The 17,113-nt window shown below is 60.5% G+C and carries 16 protein-coding genes and 1 pseudogene; 7 read left to right on the forward strand and 10 right to left on the reverse strand.

What is annotated here, in order from left to right; translation table 11 throughout:
• The first annotated feature begins 49 nt into the window (after nucleotides 1-49).
• Nucleotides 50-706 (forward strand): HAD family hydrolase, encoded by a 657-nt coding sequence (locus AB4Z35_RS05715; RefSeq protein WP_442096303.1) that lies wholly within the window; start codon nucleotides 50-52, stop codon nucleotides 704-706.
• A gap of 122 nt (nucleotides 707-828) precedes the next feature.
• Here the strand turns inward: AB4Z35_RS05715 and AB4Z35_RS05720 are convergent, their stop codons facing one another.
• Together AB4Z35_RS05720 and ilvA are read right to left on the reverse strand one after the other, a co-directional pair.
• Nucleotides 829-1,254, reverse strand: a complete 426-nt coding sequence (locus AB4Z35_RS05720; protein WP_442096304.1) for a DUF2269 domain-containing protein — start codon at nucleotides 1,252-1,254, stop codon at nucleotides 829-831.
• 39 nt (nucleotides 1,255-1,293) lie between these two features.
• Nucleotides 1,294-2,808: a threonine ammonia-lyase, biosynthetic gene (ilvA, locus tag AB4Z35_RS05725; protein WP_008015353.1), complete on the reverse strand. Its 1,515-nt coding sequence runs from the start codon at nucleotides 2,806-2,808 to the stop codon at nucleotides 1,294-1,296.
• Between the two features lie 355 nt (nucleotides 2,809-3,163).
• Between ilvA and rpiA the strand changes: the two genes are divergently transcribed.
• On the forward strand, nucleotides 3,164-3,838 hold the full coding sequence (gene rpiA / locus AB4Z35_RS05730; protein ID WP_007982953.1) for a ribose-5-phosphate isomerase RpiA: 675 nt from the start codon (nucleotides 3,164-3,166) through the stop codon (nucleotides 3,836-3,838).
• A 145-nt stretch (nucleotides 3,839-3,983) separates the two neighbouring features.
• On the opposite strand, the gene AB4Z35_RS05735 is transcribed toward rpiA, so the two are convergent.
• The 4 genes from AB4Z35_RS05735 to AB4Z35_RS05750 all read right to left on the reverse strand — a co-directional run bounded on the left by AB4Z35_RS05735 (nucleotide 3,984) and on the right by AB4Z35_RS05750 (nucleotide 8,313).
• Nucleotides 3,984-4,901 carry an SdiA-regulated domain-containing protein gene (locus AB4Z35_RS05735; protein WP_442096305.1) on the reverse strand — a complete coding sequence of 306 codons (918 nt, stop codon included), beginning with the start codon at nucleotides 4,899-4,901 and terminating at the stop codon, nucleotides 3,984-3,986.
• A gap of 117 nt (nucleotides 4,902-5,018) precedes the next feature.
• A complete protein-coding gene (locus AB4Z35_RS05740) occupies nucleotides 5,019-5,945 on the reverse strand; it encodes an SdiA-regulated domain-containing protein (RefSeq protein ID WP_442096306.1) in 927 nt (308 codons plus the stop codon).
• A 270-nt stretch (nucleotides 5,946-6,215) separates the two neighbouring features.
• Nucleotides 6,216-6,881, reverse strand: coding sequence for a fumarylacetoacetate hydrolase family protein (locus tag AB4Z35_RS05745; RefSeq protein WP_015097256.1), 666 nt, complete (start codon nucleotides 6,879-6,881; stop codon nucleotides 6,216-6,218).
• A gap of 37 nt (nucleotides 6,882-6,918) precedes the next feature.
• Nucleotides 6,919-8,313, reverse strand: a complete 1,395-nt coding sequence (locus AB4Z35_RS05750; protein WP_033052123.1) for an FAD-binding oxidoreductase — start codon at nucleotides 8,311-8,313, stop codon at nucleotides 6,919-6,921.
• A 204-nt stretch (nucleotides 8,314-8,517) separates the two neighbouring features.
• Here AB4Z35_RS05750 and serA point away from each other — a divergent pair, with 204 nt between their 5' ends.
• A complete protein-coding gene (gene serA, locus AB4Z35_RS05755; RefSeq protein WP_442096307.1) occupies nucleotides 8,518-9,747 on the forward strand; it encodes a phosphoglycerate dehydrogenase in 1,230 nt (409 codons plus the stop codon).
• A 61-nt stretch (nucleotides 9,748-9,808) separates the two neighbouring features.
• Here the strand turns inward: serA and AB4Z35_RS05760 are convergent, their stop codons facing one another.
• A complete protein-coding gene (locus AB4Z35_RS05760) occupies nucleotides 9,809-10,234 on the reverse strand; it encodes a DUF4399 domain-containing protein (RefSeq protein ID WP_442096308.1) in 426 nt (141 codons plus the stop codon).
• Between the two features lie 136 nt (nucleotides 10,235-10,370).
• Between AB4Z35_RS05760 and AB4Z35_RS05765 the strand changes: the two genes are divergently transcribed.
• Entirely contained in the window at nucleotides 10,371-10,955 is a 585-nt protein-coding gene (locus AB4Z35_RS05765) for a transporter substrate-binding domain-containing protein (protein WP_442096309.1), read from the forward strand.
• Nucleotides 10,956-11,015: 60 nt separating this feature from the next.
• Here the strand turns inward: AB4Z35_RS05765 and AB4Z35_RS05770 are convergent.
• Nucleotides 11,016-11,345 (reverse strand): annotated as a pseudogene (locus AB4Z35_RS05770) (DUF523 domain-containing protein); the annotation flags it as partial.
• 2 nt (nucleotides 11,346-11,347) lie between these two features.
• A complete protein-coding gene (locus AB4Z35_RS05775) occupies nucleotides 11,348-11,980 on the reverse strand; it encodes a 2OG-Fe(II) oxygenase (RefSeq protein WP_223455883.1) in 633 nt (210 codons plus the stop codon).
• Between the two features lie 108 nt (nucleotides 11,981-12,088).
• Between AB4Z35_RS05775 and AB4Z35_RS05780 the strand changes: the two genes are divergently transcribed.
• Nucleotides 12,089-12,841: a DUF2059 domain-containing protein gene (locus AB4Z35_RS05780; protein ID WP_008003922.1), complete on the forward strand. Its 753-nt coding sequence runs from the start codon at nucleotides 12,089-12,091 to the stop codon at nucleotides 12,839-12,841.
• Between the two features lie 129 nt (nucleotides 12,842-12,970).
• On the opposite strand, the gene AB4Z35_RS05785 is transcribed toward AB4Z35_RS05780, so the two are convergent.
• Nucleotides 12,971-13,918 carry an alpha/beta hydrolase gene (locus tag AB4Z35_RS05785; protein WP_442096310.1) on the reverse strand — a complete coding sequence of 316 codons (948 nt, stop codon included), beginning with the start codon at nucleotides 13,916-13,918 and terminating at the stop codon, nucleotides 12,971-12,973.
• A gap of 96 nt (nucleotides 13,919-14,014) precedes the next feature.
• Here AB4Z35_RS05785 and AB4Z35_RS05790 point away from each other — a divergent pair, with 96 nt between their 5' ends.
• Both AB4Z35_RS05790 and AB4Z35_RS05795 read left to right on the forward strand, forming a co-directional pair.
• Nucleotides 14,015-14,611, forward strand: coding sequence for a DUF6436 domain-containing protein (locus tag AB4Z35_RS05790; protein ID WP_442096311.1), 597 nt, complete (start codon nucleotides 14,015-14,017; stop codon nucleotides 14,609-14,611).
• 88 nt (nucleotides 14,612-14,699) lie between these two features.
• The gene (locus tag AB4Z35_RS05795; protein WP_442096312.1) at nucleotides 14,700-17,099 is read left to right on the forward strand and encodes a penicillin acylase family protein; all 2,400 of its coding nucleotides are present in this window, start codon (nucleotides 14,700-14,702) and stop codon (nucleotides 17,097-17,099) included.
• The last annotated feature ends 14 nt before the right edge of the window (nucleotides 17,100-17,113 follow it).

A 17,113-nucleotide genomic window follows, 5' to 3' on the forward strand; every position in this document is an offset into this window, starting at 1 on the left:
AGACCGTATTCTTGTCGCCTTTTTACTGACTTTTCAGCGGGTAACTGCAATGCGCCTGGCTTTATTCGATTTGGACAACACCCTTCTGGGCGGTGACAGCGATCACGCTTGGGGCGATTACCTGTGCGAGCGCGGCTTTCTCGATGCCGTCGCCTACAAGGCACGCAACGATGCGTTCTACCAGGATTACCTGGCCGGCAAACTGGATAACGCCGCGTACCTGAACTTCTGCCTGGAAGTCCTCGGGCGTACCGAAATGGCCACGCTGGATCAGTGGCACAGTGATTACATGCGCGACTGCATCGAACCGATCTTGCTGCCCAAGGCGATCGAACTGCTGGCCAAACACCGCGCGGCCGGCGACAAGCTGGTGATCATCACTGCCACCAACCGCTTCGTTACCGGACCGATCGCCGAGCGCCTGGGCGTCGAAACCCTGATCGCCACCGAATGCGAAATGCTCGACGGCCGCTACACCGGGCGCAGCACCGATGTGCCGTGCTTCCGTGAAGGCAAGGTGACGCGGTTGAATCGCTGGCTGGAGGAAACCGGGTATACGCTGGATGACAGCTACTTCTATAGCGACTCGATGAATGATTTGCCGTTGCTGGAGCTGGTGGCTAATCCGATCGCTGTCGATCCTGATTCGAATCTGCGGGCCGAGGCCGAGAAGCGCGGTTGGCCGGTGATCAGTCTGCGCGGCTGAAATTGCTTTCGCGAGCAAGCCCGCTCCCACACTAGATATTCAGTGAGCACAGATTTTGTGAACGACGCCGATCAAATGTGGGAGCGGGCTTGCTCGCGAAGGGGTCGACGCGGTCTCAAGCCTTAAACAGGCTTGGCACCCATCAACCCGGCAATGGCAACCAAGCAGACAAAACTGAACAACGCCAGGGCAAAGGTGAATTTCCCCACAGCACCCGGCGCCTTACGCAGCTTGTTCAGCCGCACCAGCAACCAGAACCACGCCAGCGCCGCCACGGTGTACAACACGCTGGACGCCAGCAACCAGGTCTGACCCAACGGCCAGCCCACCAGGTGCACCATCCACCAGCCGGTGAACGGCATGCTCAGCAGCGCCAGCCCCATCAACAGCCAGATGAACACTCGTGGCCGTTGCAGGGTGCGGCTTCCCGCCGTGGCATCGCCATTACGACGAGTCCGCCAGACCCAGATCCCCAGGCCCAACGCACACACCAGCAACACCACCGTTGCCACCATGTGCGCCGCTTTCAGGGCGGTTAACGTTTCCATTGTCAGTTTTCCTTATTGCCTGCCCAACAGCGTAGCCGCTCAGCCAAGAAACAGCTGATAGGCCGGGTTGTCGCTTTCGTCCCAGTACGGGTAACCGATTTCTTCCAGCGCCGCCGGCACCAGATGGCGCTCGTCGTGGGGTACTTGCAGGCCCGCGACGACCCGGCCATCTGCCGCGCCATGGTTGCGGTAGTGGAACATCGAAATGTTCCAGCGCCCGCCGAGCTTGTTGAGGAAGTTGAACAGCGCCCCCGGACGCTCCGGGAATTCGAAACGCAGGATCACTTCGTCGACCACATGCGCCGCTCGCCCGCCCACCATGTGGCGGATGTGCAGCTTGGCCAGCTCGTTGTCGGTCAGGTCCAGCACCGGGAAACCTTGCTCGCTCAGGCTGGCTATCAACGCGCTGCGCGGGTCGTTTTCCGGGTGGGTCTGCACGCCGACAAAGATGTGCGCTTCGCTGCCAGTGTTGTAGCGGTAGTTGAATTCGGTGATCTGGCGCTTGCCGATGGCCTCGCAGAACGCCTTGAAGCTGCCCGGCTTCTCGGGAATGGTCACGGCGATGATGGCTTCGCGGCCCTCGCCCAACTCCGCACGCTCGGCGACGTGGCGCAGGCGATCGAAGTTGACGTTGGCCCCGGAGTCGATGGCCACGAAGGTCTGGCCACTGACGCCGCGCTGCTCGACATACTTCTTGATCCCGGCCACGCCCAAGGCGCCGGCAGGTTCGGTGATCGAACGGGTATCGTCGTAGATGTCCTTGATGGCGGCGCAGATTTCGTCGGTGCTGACGGTGATCACTTCATCGACATGATCTTTGCAGATGTCGAACGTGTGCTGACCGATCTGGGCCACCGCCACACCGTCGGCGAAGAGGCCCACTGTCGGCAACACCACACGCTCGCCCGCCGCCATGGCGGCTTGCAGGCAATTGGAGTCATCCGGCTCGACGCCGATGATCTTGATGTCCGGGCGCAGGTACTTCACGTACGCCGCGATGCCGGCGATCAGGCCGCCGCCGCCCACCGGGACGAAAATCGCATCCAGTGGCTGAGGGTGCTGGCGCAGAATCTCCATCGCCACGGTGCCCTGCCCGGCAATGGTGTGGGGATCGTCGTAGGGGTGGATGTAGACGTAGCCTTTTTCGTCGACCAGTTTCAGCGAGTAGGCCAGGGCTTCCGGGAACGAATCGCCGTGCAGCACCACTTTGCCGCCACGGGAGCGTACGCCTTCGACCTTGATTTCCGGGGTGGTCTTGGGCATGACGATGGTCGCTTTCACGCCCAACACCTTCGCCGCCAGGGCCAGGCCTTGCGCGTGATTGCCCGCCGACGCGGTGACGACACCACGTGCACGTTCTTCGTCGCTCAACTGAGTCAGCTTGTTGTAGGCGCCGCGAATCTTGAACGAGAACACCGGCTGCAAGTCTTCGCGCTTGAGCCAAATGCTGTTGCCCAGCCGCTCGGAGAGCTGGCGGGCAGTCTGCAATGGGGTTTCTACGGCAACGTCATAAACGCGCGAGGTGAGGATCTTTTTGACGTACTGTTCAAGCATCGGAAAGCATCACTGAGCGGGTTGGGCAGGACCAAGGAGTCTAACCCGGCTTTCGACCGCACGACCACACTAAACCGGTGGTTTTAGGCCAGACGTTATACCTGTGGCGAGGGGGCTTGCCCCCGTTCGGCTGCGAAGCAGTCGTAAACCTGTTGATTCGGAGTGCCTGAAAGCATGCAGGGGGAGCGCTTCGCATTCCGACGGGGGCAAGCCCCCTCGCCACAGGCAAGCTCCCTCGCCACAAAAGCAATCCGGCACCAATGCTCCTGCTCTCTGCCAATCGGGCAATGACCTTCCCCGCCCCGAAGCCTATAATGCCGGCCTTTCGTTCCCTCCTCGGCACCTCGGAGCCCGCATGAACCAGGATCAACTCAAACAGGCAGTGGCTCAGGCCGCCGTCGACTTCATCCTTCCGAAACTCGACGACAAGAGCATCGTCGGGGTCGGCACCGGCTCCACCGCCAACTGCTTCATCGACGCCCTGGCCCGGCACAAGGGTGCATTCGATGGCGCCGTCGCCAGTTCCGAAGCCACCGCCGCGCGCCTCAAGGGCCACGGGATTCCGGTGTACGAACTGAACACCGTCAGCGACCTGGAGTTTTATGTCGACGGCGCCGATGAAAGCGACGAACACCTGAACCTGATCAAGGGCGGCGGCGCCGCCCTGACCCGCGAGAAGATTGTCGCGGCCGTGGCCAAGACGTTCATCTGCATCGCCGACGCGAGCAAACTGGTACCGGTCCTCGGTACTTTCCCGTTGCCGGTGGAAGTGATCCCGATGGCCCGCAGCCACGTCGCCCGCGAGCTGGTGAAGCTCGGCGGCGACCCGGTTTACCGCGAAGGCGTGCTGACCGACAACGGCAACATCATCCTCGACGTGTTCAACATGCAGATCACCAACCCGGTGGAGCTGGAGACGCAGATCAATGCGATCGTCGGCGTGGTCACCAACGGTTTGTTCGCGGCCCGTCCGGCGGATTTGCTGTTGTTGGGTACCAGTGAAGGCGTGAAGACACTGCGCGCCCAATAAGCCAACCTGCCCACCTGTTTGCGGGCAGATGAAATACCAGTGGGAGCGAGCTTGCTCGCGAAGGGGTCGTATCAGTCGATAGAGATGCCAACTGACAGATTGCCTTCGCGAGCAAGCTCGCTCCCACAGTGTTTTGTGGTGTCGGTTAGAGTTGCGTTGGTTTTTTGAAGACGTAAAACAGGTTCGGCTCACTGACCAGATACATCGTACCGTCGTCATCCATGGCAATCCCTTCCGCTTGCGGCACGTTTTTTTGCAGACCCTGGCGCCACTTGCTCAGGGACATGGTGCTTAGTGGACGCCCATCCACATCCAGCTCCAGAATCAACCGCGATTCATCCGACAGCGCCAGCAAATGCCCGCTGCGCTCGTCGTATTGCAGGCTCGACAGGTCCCGCACGAACATCCCGGCATCACGCTTGGGGTCGTTGATCACGTGCACCGAGTAGGATTCTTCGGGATTGAAGCGCGGAAAACCGTGCACCTCGTAGATCAGCATCGGGTCGCGCTCCTTGGCGACGAACAGGCGCTTGCCCCGCGAATCGTAAGCCAACCCCTCGAAGCCCTTGTTGGTGCCCATGTGTACGCCAATGCTCATCTGCTCCGCGTCTGCTGCATCGACGAAGACGGTGTCCTGCTCCAGATGAATCTTGATCAGCCGTTGCTCGCTTTCATCAGCGACCACATAGGTGTCCGCACTGATGAATTCCACCGCCTCCGGATCGCCGAAACCGACCAGCGCCACACGGCGCAAAACCTTGCCGTCGAGGGACAACTCGATCAATTCGCTGCGTTTGTTGGTGACGGTGAACAGGCTTTTGCGCACCGGGTCGTAGGTCAACGCTGAAACGTCGTCAGTCAGGCCATCGATCACCTGCGCTTCGGTCACGACCTGGTATTGGTCCAGCCCCATCGACCGGGAATTCACCGGTTGCCACAGCCCGTGCACATTGAACCACGCGCGTTCGAACAGGCGCTGGTACTGGGCGATCACTGTCAACGCGATCAGCAAGACCACCGACAGGATCAGAATCAGGAATTTTGGGCGGGCAAATCGATGCATTCGGGCGGGCTCGGGTCAAAACAGGCGGATGAAATATCACGCCTGTCTGAACTGAAGCTTAATTGCCACTGACCCGATCCTACAACCGAGCGCAGGAAATCCTGCAAATCGTAAACGTCAGTGCTGTTTTTCGAAGCGATAAAACAGGTTCGGCTCACTCACCACGTACAGCGTGCCCGCCTCATCCATAGCCACTCCTTCGGCACGGGGAATGGTATTTTTCAGGCCATTGAAGCCACGCAGCAGGGCGATGAAACTGACCTGCTCACCTTGCTTGTCCAGCTCCAGCAACAGGTGCGATTCGGCGGAAAGTACCAGCATGTGGCCGGTCCGCGGGTCGATGGCCAGTGCCGACAGGTTGCGCATGTCCAGTGCATGACTGGCCAGCCTCAGCTTGTCGCCGGTCAGAACCTTGCCGTCACCTTTCCAGGCAAACAATGCCGGCGGACGCTCTTCGCCCAGCACCAGTTGCTGATTACGAGGATCCCAGGTGACACCCTCAAAAGCCTTGTTCTGGTCTTTCGAAGGCCCGAGGTCGTATTTCGGGAAATCGGCGATGTTCAGTTCGCGGGTGTCGGCATCGACCTTGACGATGGCGATCAGATGCTCGCGCTCATCGACGATGGCCAGTCGGCCGTCGCCCAGCACGGTGACGCCCTCGGGGTTGCTCCAGCCGACCAATGGCATTTTGCGCAGCACATCGCCCTGCAATGTCAGCTCGACCAGGAAGGGGTTTTTGCCCATGACCGAAAACAGGGTCTTGGTCTGGGGGTCGTAGGCCAGATCCGATGCTTCGTCCTTCTCCATGCCCGGCAACGGCTTGGCATCGATCACCACCCGATAGTCCGGAAGCCAGATGCTCGCCTGGCGCTCGGCCGGACTCTTGAATTGCTCTTTCACCCAGAGCACGCCTCGCGCATCCCAATGCATGGCAAATGCGACGCCGTAGGCGACAACGGCCACCAACAGAAGCCAGATGTACCAACGCAGGGCGAAACGCGAGCGGCGGGCAGGTTCAAGCGTGGAAAGCGGAGGAGTGGCCATCGGGGAATGCGTTCCAGAAATTCAGGCTAGGGGGTAATAGCACAGTTTGCGGCCGGTTCAGAGACCGAAGGTCCTGAAATTATCCAGACAGGATGTGAAAAAAACGGGAAATGACAGGATGGAACCGTGTGGAATCCGAACTGCAGCCCACCAAATATTACTGTGGGAGCGGGCTTGCTCGCGATTGCGGTGTGTCATTCAACATCTCTGTTGCCTGACACGGCCTCATCGCGAGCAAGCTCGCTCCCACAGGGTTTGGCAGTACCTGGACTAGCGAACGCTACTGGTAAACCGGCTGGCGCCCGGCAACTCCAGAACGATCTCGTCACCGACATTCAGCGGACCGACACCCACTGGCGTACCGGTGAGGATCACGTCCCCGGCCTGCAGCGAGAAGCAGCCGGCCATGTGCTGGATCATCGGCACGATCGGGTTGAGCATTGCACTGCTGTTGCCGTCCTGGCGCACTTCACCGTTGATGGTCAGGCGGATGCCAATGTCGGTCAGGTCGGCAAATGTGCTGCCGGATACGAACGGAGCAATCACTGCCGCACCGTCGAAGGACTTGGCGATTTCCCAAGGCAATCCCTTGGATTTCAGCTCGGCCTGCTTGTCGCGCAGGGTAAGGTCCAGGGCCGGGGCGAAACCGGAGATGGCGTCGAGCACTTCTTCACGGCTCGGTCTGGTCGACAACGGCTTGCCGATCAAGACCGCGATTTCCGCTTCGTAATGCACCGAACCGCGCTCGGTCGGAATGCTGAATCCGCCTTCCAGCGGCACAACACAACTGCCCGGCTTGATGAACAGCAGAGGCTCGGTCGGCACCGGGTTGTCCAGTTCCTTGGCGTGTTCGGCGTAGTTACGGCCGATGCACACCACTTTCCCCAGCGGGAAATGAATGCGCGTACCGTCGACATACTGGTGCTGATAGCTCATTACCGACTCCTGTTTCGTTGGCGCTTGAGTTAGAAAATCAAACAGCGAAAATCTTGCCCGGGTTCATGATGCCGTTCGGGTCGAACACCGCTTTGACCGCCTTCATGTACTCGATCTCGACCGGCGAACGGCTGTAGGTCAAGTAGTCACGCTTGGTCATGCCCACGCCGTGCTCGGCAGAGATCGAACCGTTGTACTTCTCGACGGTTTCGAACACCCACTTGTTCACGGTGGCGCACTTGGCGAAGAACTCGTCCTTGCTCAGGTTATCCGGCTTGAGGATGTTCAAGTGCAAGTTGCCGTCGCCGATGTGGCCGAACCAGACGATTTCGAAGTCCGGGTAGTGTTCGCCGACGATCGCGTCGATTTCCTTCAGGAATGCCGGGACTTTCGATACGGTGACCGAGATGTCGTTCTTGTACGGCGTCCAGTGGGAAATGGTTTCGGAGATATATTCGCGCAGTTTCCACAGGTTCTGCAGCTGGGTTTCGCTCTGGCTCATCACGCCATCCAGCACCCAGCCTTGCTCAACGCAGTGCTCGAAAGTTTCCAGGGCGTGGTTGGCCACTTCTTCGGTGGTCGCTTCGAATTCCAGCAGTGCGTAGAACGGGCAGTCGGATTCGAACGGCGCCGGGACATCGCCACGGGCCATGACCTTGGCCAGGGCTTTGTCGGAGAAGAATTCGAAGGCGGTCAGGTCGAGTTTGCTCTGGAAGGCGTGCAGCACCGGCATGATCGAGTCGAAATCGGCGGTGCCGAGAACCATCGCGGTGAGGTTTTTCGGCGCGCGGTCCAGACGCATGGTCGCCTCGACCACGAAACCGAGGGTGCCTTCGGCGCCAATGAACAGCTGACGCATGTCGTAGCCGGTGGCGTTCTTGATCAGGTCGCGGTTCAGTTCCAGCACGTCGCCCTTGCCGGTGACCACTTTCATGCCGGCGACCCAGTTACGGGTCATGCCGTAGCGAATCACCTTGATCCCGCCGGCATTGGTGCCGATATTGCCGCCAATCTGGCTGGAACCGGCCGAAGCGAAGTCCACCGGGTAGTACAGGCCTTTTTCTTCGGCCACGTTCTGCAGGTGCTCAGTGACCACGCCCGGCTGGCAAACGGCCGTGCGGTCAGTGAGGTTCACGTCGAGGATCTGGTTCATGTAGTCGAAGGACACGACCACTTCGCCATTGGCCGCCACCGCTGCTGCGGAAAGGCCGGTGCGACCACCGGACGGCACCAGCGCCACCTTGTGTTTATTGGCCCACAGGACAATGGCCTGGACCTGCTCGGTGGTCTTGGGGAACACGATGGCGGTCGGGGCCGGGGCGAAATGCTTGGTCCAATCCTTTCCGTAAGCATTCAGGGAGTCGGCATCGGTCAGCACCTTGCCAGGCTCAACCAGGGTCTTCAGCTCTTCAATCAGGGCAGGATTGGTCATCGACAGAACTCTCGAACAATTCATGGTCATCCTGAGAACGCTTCACGTCGCAGGAATGAGTGTTTAGCGGGGCGCATATGCTAGCATACCGACCCCGCAGCATAGTGCCCAACGGCTATTCTGCGGCGACGGCTGTCATGCCGCTCGGGTCAGCGTCTGTTGACCATTTCCTGCCATTTTTCTCCGGGATACAGGTTTACGCAGATGAGCAAGACTTCTCTCGATAAGAGCAAGATCAAGTTCCTTCTTCTCGAAGGCGTCCACCAATCGGCTGTCGACGTCCTCAAGGCGGCGGGCTACACCAGCATCGAGTACCTCACAGGTTCTCTGCCGGAAGCCCAGCTCAAGGAAAAGATCGCTGATGCTCACTTCATCGGCATTCGCTCCCGCACTCAACTGACCGAAGAGATCTTCGATCACGCGAAGAAGCTCGTGGCTGTAGGGTGTTTCTGCATCGGCACCAACCAGGTCGACCTGGATGCGGCCCGCGAACGCGGCATCGCGGTGTTCAACGCACCGTACTCCAACACCCGTTCCGTAGCGGAGCTGGTGCTGGCCGAAGCGATCCTGCTGTTGCGCGGCATCCCTGAGAAGAACGCTTCCTGCCACCGTGGCGGCTGGATCAAGAGCGCGGCCAACTCCTTCGAAATCCGTGGCAAGAAGCTGGGTATCGTCGGTTACGGCTCGATCGGTACTCAACTGTCGGTCCTGGCGGAAGGCCTGGGCATGCAGGTGTACTTCTACGACACCATCACCAAGCTGCCACTGGGTAACGCTACTCAGGTAGGCAACCTGCACGAGCTGCTGGCGATGTCCGACATCGTTTCGCTGCACGTACCGGAAACCGCCGCCACCCAGTGGATGATGGGCGAGAAAGAAATCCGCGCTATCAAGAAAGGCGGCATCCTGATCAACGCCGCCCGCGGCACCGTGGTTGAACTGGACGCCCTGGCGGACGCGATCAAGGACAAGCACCTGATCGGTGCGGCCATCGACGTATTCCCGGTGGAGCCACGCTCCAACGAAGAAGAGTTCGAAAGCCCGCTGCGTGGCCTGGACAACGTGATCCTGACCCCGCACATCGGTGGCTCCACCGCCGAAGCCCAGGCCAACATCGGTCTGGAAGTCGCGGAAAAACTGGTCAAGTACAGCGACAACGGTACTTCGGTATCGTCCGTGAACTTCCCGGAAGTGGCCCTGCCGGCTCACCCTGGCAAGCACCGCCTGCTGCACATCCACGAGAACATCCCGGGTGTGATGAGCGAGATCAACAAGGTCTTCGCCGAAAACGGCATCAACATCTCCGGTCAGTTCCTGCAGACCAACGAGAAGGTCGGCTACGTGGTGATCGACGTCGACGCCGAGTACTCGGACCTGGCGCAAGAGAAGCTGCAACACGTCAACGGCACTATCCGTAGTCGTGTGTTGTTCTGATCACGACCTGAGCGACAAAAAAGGGAGCCTTCGGGCTCCCTTTTTCATTCACGCAACAAGGTCACTTGACGTTGACCGTGATCTTCTCGGAAACGATCGGCGGATCGAATGGCATGTGGTTGCTATCGCCCAGTTCAAGCTGCAGGGTGTGTTTGCCCGGCGTGAGCGTTATTTCCGCCTGGGTCTGCGCACCGCCGAAATGCAGGTGGTTGGCATCCTTGGGGATCGGCACACCGGCGGCTGGCAGCTCATCGACGTCAATCAGCACGTGGTGATGACCGGTGTTCTTGGTGGTATCGCCCGCCGGTGCCAGGGCAATGTTCTCGACCGCGAACTTGACGACGACTGTCTGTGGGATCGTCGCGCCGTCCGTGGGAGAAACGATGGACACTTCGGCACCTTTCGGAGCCGGCGTGGCAGCACTGGCCAGTACTGAAACACCCATCAACAGGCCAGCCAAAGCAGCACGTGACATAAAGGTTTTCATTCTCTTCTCCAGTTTTTCCGTAAAATCCGCGTGACCATGACAACTTCACGGCCATTTGTTGTCGAAGGCACTCGACAACCATAGCAAAGCGAGCCTGAATCAGAGGGTCCGCGATAATAAATTCAAAGGAGTGACCATGCGCTTTCTGCCTGGCCTGATCTGCCTGCTACCCCTTTTGAGCCCTTTGGCTCACGCCGAACTGATTGATGACGTCAACGACAGGGGTGAATTGCGCATTGCCGTTGAAGCCAACACCCCCCCATTCAACTTCAAGGATGACGACAAACTCACCGGCTTCGAAGTCGAGTTGGGCCAACTGCTGGCAAGTGAACTCGATGTCCGGGCCGACTTTGTCGTCACCGACGGCAGCGATCTGCTGACCGGTGTCGAAAGTGGCAAATACGACATCGCCATCAACCACATAGCAGTGACCCCGGATCTCAAGGATCGTTTCGACTTCAGCGAACCCTACATTCAAACCAATGCGCAATTGATCGCGCAGAAAGAAGAGCCACGCTCCATTCTGCTGGTGCAGTCGCTGACGGAAGATAAGCCCAAGAGCAACCCGGCCGTGAGCCTGGCAATTCCGTTTCAGAAGGGTAATCCGGCGTTCCATGCCAGCCTGGAAAACGCGCTGCAGCGGATCAAGGAGGATGGGCGGCTGCAAGCGCTGGAGCAGAAGTGGCTGGGGGTGGATGCGGGCGAAGTGCCGAAGCCTTGAGCTACCGACAATAGGTCAGATGTTGGAGATCTAATGTGGGAGCGGGCTTGCTCGCGAAAGCGGTGTATCAGGCAACACAATGGCGACGCGGATGCCGTGCTTTTGCACCAGCTCCAGCGCCTGATACGCCCCCGACAGAAACTGCGCACTGACGTCCTCGCCCTCGGTGGTGATTACCAACGCCTGGCCATCGAGGACTTGTGCGCCCTGCCCGCCCGGGATTTCCGCCGCCGCCCGTGGCGTTGGCAAACCACCGGCCACTTCCGGACACAACGGCACGACCCGTCCTTCATCAAGCCACTGCTGAAGCTGATCGAACGGCCCGCTGGCCCCGCCGTCGTAACGGACGCGGTGGCCCAACAGGCAGCGGCTGACAAGAATTTTCTGCATGATCAGAACGGCTCGTTGCCGCGCCGGCGGAACCAGCCGGTCAGCGACAGGCGATCCCGGGTCGCGGGCAGTACTTCGTGGGGCACCTCACCGGAGAGAAACACCACCAGGCAGCCGCCGATAGGCTGCACGTCGTGGACGCGATCATTGTCGAGGTACATGCGCAGCTGGCCACCGTGTTCGGGAAGCCAGCCGTCATTGAGGTAAACCACCGCCGAAACCATGCGCCGGTCGTCATCGCGAAAGCGGTCGACATGCTTCAGGTAGAAGGCACCGGGCGGGTACATCGCAAAATGGCTTTCGAAATCCTCCAGGCCGAGAAACAGGCCCCGATTGATCGCCTCGCGCAGGCTGTCCATCAAACTCAGGTAGCTGTCGCAGGCCTCGGCCTGGCCGGGGTCGATCCACTGGATATGGTCGCCACGAATCCCTTCGCGGATCTCCGATGACGGCCCGCGGCCCACGGCGGCCGGAGCCAGTTCACCCTCGGCAGCTCGTTTACGGCACTCGGCCGCCAGCGCTCGGGTGAGATCCAGAGGCAGGAAAATATTCTGCTGCGACCAGCCGTGCTCAGCCAGGTCGTCGACGATTCGTAACAGCAGCGGGTGATCAGAGGATATTTGCATGCCGCGCATAGTATTCCTGTGCCCGGAAATCCGACAGAGCCGTGCAGCGGGTTGATACGAATTCTCGACAAGTACGGATACCGCACGGAGAATAGTCGCCTGCTGACTGGAGTCCCTATGCGCCGTTTGCTTTTATCACTGCTGATGTTCTGCGTTTTGCCCGCCTGGGCAGACGGCCACGACCAGTTGTACAAGGTCGCCGGCTGGCCGGAACAACGCGCGCATTTCAACGACGCCCTTTCCGCTGCCCAGCAACGCTACCAGGGCAGCCTGCCGCCGGCGGTGTTTCAGGCTCTGGTCAACAACAGCAATCAGCGTTTTGCCGACCGGGCCGTGGACCAGCGTGCCGAAGCACAATTGCGCAAAAACCTCGCCGACCCCAAACCCGCGCTGACGTTTTTCAAGTCGCCCCTGGGCAAGAAAATCGTCGCCGCCGAGCTGCTGGCGACCCGTCGCGACCAACTGGCGAAAAACGCCAAGGGTCTGCCGAAGATGCAGGCGAGCGACAGCCGCATGCTGATCATCGGCCATTTGGCACAAGCCCTGCCCGCACGCGAGGCCGGCGCGGAGGTCAGCCTGGCGATTGCTGGCGTCGCCGCGGACAGTTTGAGCTCGATGATTCCTGGGCTGTTGGGTGCCGGTCAGGCACAGGGCATGTTGAACGGACAACGTCAGCGCCTGATGGATCAGATCGGCAGTGACCTGAACAACACGCTGCTCTACGTCTATCGCGACCTGTCGGACAACGAACTGGAAGAGTTCGCGACCTTTGCCGAATCGGCGGAAGGCCAGGCTTATTATCAGGCGGCGCTGGCAGCGATTCGCGCGGGGTTGGCGGTGGGGCAGAGCAATTCGAACCTGACCCAGTGATCTTTAGCGCCAGATAGATCGCTTTCGCGGGCAAGCCCGCTCCCACAGGTTCTGTGTTGATCACAAAATTGTGGGCTTACTCCAATCACTGTGGGAGCGGGCTTGCCCGCGAAGGGGCCGGAACTGTCACTAAGGATTCCGGCCCTTGATCCGCTTGGTCAAAAAGCCGAAATACTCCTGCCGCATCACCAGTGTCTCATTCGCCAGATGATGCCGTGCCTCGGGCAGCATCAGCACCTGTGGCCGATCAAACTTGCCCCTCAGCATTTCCAGGTTGTGCTCCCAATCCACCGTCATGTCGGCCTGCCCCTGCACGATCAACGGCCGACGGGTACTCATGGGCGCGGCCTCGATGCGCTTGATCCAGCGCGCCAATGCACCCACCCAGGCCGTCGGCAGGCGCAGCGGCTGCAACGGATCGGCTTGCAGGAACGGCAGAAAAGCCGGGTCATTGGAGTTCTCGCTGAAGCGCCGGGCGATGGCTTTGACGAAAGGCTTGAGCAGGTAGTAACTCAGTTGCGACCAACCCCATGCCCGCGGCCGCACCAGTGGCGACAGCAGAATCACCTGGCCCTGGGCCGGGCTGTTCACCCCCACATTCAACACATGATCGATCACGATCGCCCCGCCGGTACTCTGCCCGCACAGGTGCCACGGCTGCGGCAAGTCGAGGGATTGCGCCTCGCTGAACAACCCTTGTAACGCGTCCTGATACTCGGCGAAATCCTTGATGCTTGCTCGTTCGCCACTGGACAGGCCATGCCCCGGCAAGTCGCAGGCAATCACCGCAAAGCCCTGGTCCAGCGCCCACTCGATCACATGCCGGTAGAGCCCGGTGTGGTCGTAGAAACCGTGGATGACAAACAGCGTCGCCTTGGCCTGCTCAGGCCACCAGAACTGGCTGACCAACTCATAACCATCGACCTCGAATCGCCCAAGGCCACTGCGCACCTGACGCTGCGCAAAATCCAGCCCGTAGAATCGCTGGTAAGCCTGCGCCTGCGCCGACAACGGCTGCCCGGCCGCCAGTGGCAACAGGCTTGCGCGTAGAAGATCGGGGTCGAAGGTAGCCGGCATGGACGATTCCAGAACGTGAAACGGACTTTATAAGCCTGCGATATTCTTCTGTCGCGGCAAGCATGGCAAGCTAGCCGCCCTTCGAGGATTGAACCGATGCGCCCGCCCTTTCGCACCACCCTGTTTGCCAGCCTGTTCGCCGTGGTGTGTGCCGGCGTGCTGTGGGCGGCCTACGACTGGTTCCAGGGGCGTTACCTGCGGGCGTTCAGCGAGCACACGGCGATGTTTTCGGGGGATCCGCTGCGCCTTCCCGAATCCCTCGCCGGCCCTGGCGCCATCCGCCTGGTGCATTTCTGGGACCCGGCCTGCCCGTGCAATGTCGGCAATCAACAACACCTGAGCGAACTGGTCGAACGCTATGCACCCCATGGCGTGGAGTTCTATGCCGTGCAAAAAACCGGCAGCCATGGCCAGTTACCGGGCACCTTGAGCAACCTCAAATCCATCGACATCCTGCCCGGCTCCGAACAGGTCCCCGCCAGCCCGGCCGTGGCGATCTGGGACCGCAGCGGCAAACTGGCGTACTTCGGCCCCTACAGCGAAGGCCTGACCTGCAATTCCAGCAACAGCTTTATCGAACCGATCCTGCAAGCGCTGGATGAAGGCCGTGCGGTGAGTGCCACGCACACACTGGCGGTGGGGTGTTATTGCCCATGGCCTGTCGATCCGGCGAAACAGGGAAAGACGCGGTAATACGAATCCCTCCTACGGGCGATGCGCCAAGCCGGCGCGTCGTGTTACACAGTGGCACCAGGAATCACCATAACAACAAGGAGTCGCCATGAAACGCAGCCTGACCGCTCTCGCGCTGTTGATCGTCGTGCTGGCCGTCGGGGCCGGCGGGTACCTCTACAGCAAGCAGCCGTCACGCCAGGGCATGGTGGAACTGCAACACCTGCAAGGCTCCGTCACCGTGCGTTACGACGAGCGCGGCATCCCGCACATCCGCGCCGACAACGAAACCGACCTGTACCGCGCCCTCGGCTATGTGCATGCCCAGGACCGCCTGTTCCAGATGGAAGTCCTGCGTCGCCTGGCCCGTGGCGAACTGGCCGAAGTGCTCGGGCCAAAATTGCTCGACACCGACAAACTGATGCGCAGCCTGCGCATTCGCGAACGCGCCGAAACCTACTTTGCGAATCTCGACAAGCAGTCGCCCTCCTTCATTGCCATGCAAGCCTATCTGGACGGCATCAACCAGTATCAGGACAGCCACGCCAAACCCGTGGAGTTCGACGTGCTGGGTATTCCAAAACGCCCGTTCACGGCCCAGGACACCATCAGCATCGCCGGCTACATGGCCTACAGTTTTGCCGCGGCATTTCGTACCGAACCCTTGCTGACATTCGTGCGCGATCAACTGGGCCCCGAATACCTGAATATCTTCGATATCGACTGGCAGCCCAAGGGCGTGCTCAACGGGACCGCGCCCTCACTGGCCAGCGCCGACTGGAAAGACCTCAACGCCCTCGCCCGCCTGAGCGAACAAGCCCTGGCTGACAACGGCCTGCCACAGTTCGAAGGCAGCAACGCGTGGGTCATCGCAGGCAACCGGACCCAAAGCGGCAAGCCGCTGCTGGCGGGCGATCCGCATATCCGTTTTTCCGCGCCGTCGGTGTGGTACGAAGCGCACCTCTCGGCACCGGGCTTTGAACTCTACGGCCACTATCAGGCCTTGATGCCGTTCGCCTCCCTGGGCATGAACCGTGACTTCGGCTGGAGCATCACCATGTTCCAGAACGACGACCTCGACCTGATCGCCGAGAAGGTCAACCCGGACAACCCCAATCAGGTCTGGTATCGCGGAAAATGGGTGGACATGGTCACCAGCGAACAGAAGATTGCGGTCAAGGGTCAGGAACCAGTGACGCTGGTGCTGCGTCAATCGCCCCATGGTCCGATCGTCAACGATGCCTTGGGCAACGCCGTCGGCAAAACGCCGATTGCCATGTGGTGGGCGTTTCTCGAAAGCCAGAATCCGATCCTGGAGGGCTTCTACCAGCTCAATCGCGCAGACACCCTGGCCAAGGCCCGTGGTGCCGCGGCAAAAATCCAGGCACCGGGCCTGAACGTGGTCTGGGCCAATGCCAAGGGTGACATCGGCTGGTGGGCGGCTGCGCAATTACCCAAGCGCCCGGCGGGTGTACGCCCGTGGTTCATCCTCGACGGCAGCACCACCGAGGCCGACAAGGACGGTTTCTACCCGTTCACGGCCAACCCCCAGGAAGAAAACCCGGCGCGGGGCTACATCGTCTCGGCCAACTTCCAGCCGGTGTCGCCGACCGGCATGGAGATTCCCGGCTACTACAACCTTGCCGATCGCGGCCAGCAGCTCAATCGCCAGCTTGGCGACAAAGCCGTCAAATGGGACCTGGAAAACAGCCAGACGCTGCAACTGGGCACCACCACCGCCTACGGCCCGCGCCTGTTGGCGCCGCTGTTGCCGGTGTTGCGCGAAGTGGTGAGCGATCCCGCCGAGCTCAAGCTCGTGGAGCAACTGGCCCGGTGGAAAGGCGATTACCCGCTCGATTCGACCAGCGCCACGCTGTTCAACCAGTTCCTGTTCAACCTGGCTGAAGCGACGATGCACGATGAGCTGGGTAACGACTTCTTCGAGACGCTGCTCTCGACCCGGGTGATCGACGCCGCGCTACCCCGCCTGGCCGCCAGCGCCGACTCACCGTGGTGGGACAACCGCGACACCCTCGGCAAGGAAACCCGTGCCGATACGGTCAAGGCTGCGTGGCAGGCCAGCATCGCGCACCTCAAGACCACCCTCGGCGCAGACTTTACACAGTGGCAGTGGGGCAATGCGCACACATTGACCCATGGTCATCCGCTGGGGCAGCAAAAGCCGCTGGACCTGATCTTCAACGTCGGCCCCTTCGCCGCACCCGGCAGTCATGAAGTGCCGAACAATCTCTCGGCAAAAATCGGCCCGGCACCATGGCCTGTCACCTACGGCCCCTCGACCCGCCGCCTGATCGACTTCGCCGACCCGGCCCACAGTTTGACCGTTAACCCGGTTGGCCAGAGCGGCATACCGTTCGACAGTCACTATGATGATCAGGCTGAGGCCTACATCGAGGGGATGTACTTCCAGGCGCATCTCAATGACGAAGAAGTCACGGCCAATACCCGCAGCACCTTGAAGCTGTTGCCGGCGCGGGCTGCGCAGTAGATCTTCGTTGGTCG

The organism is Pseudomonas sp. KB_15, from assembly GCF_052114525.1.
GTDB lineage: Bacteria > Pseudomonadota > Gammaproteobacteria > Pseudomonadales > Pseudomonadaceae > Aquipseudomonas.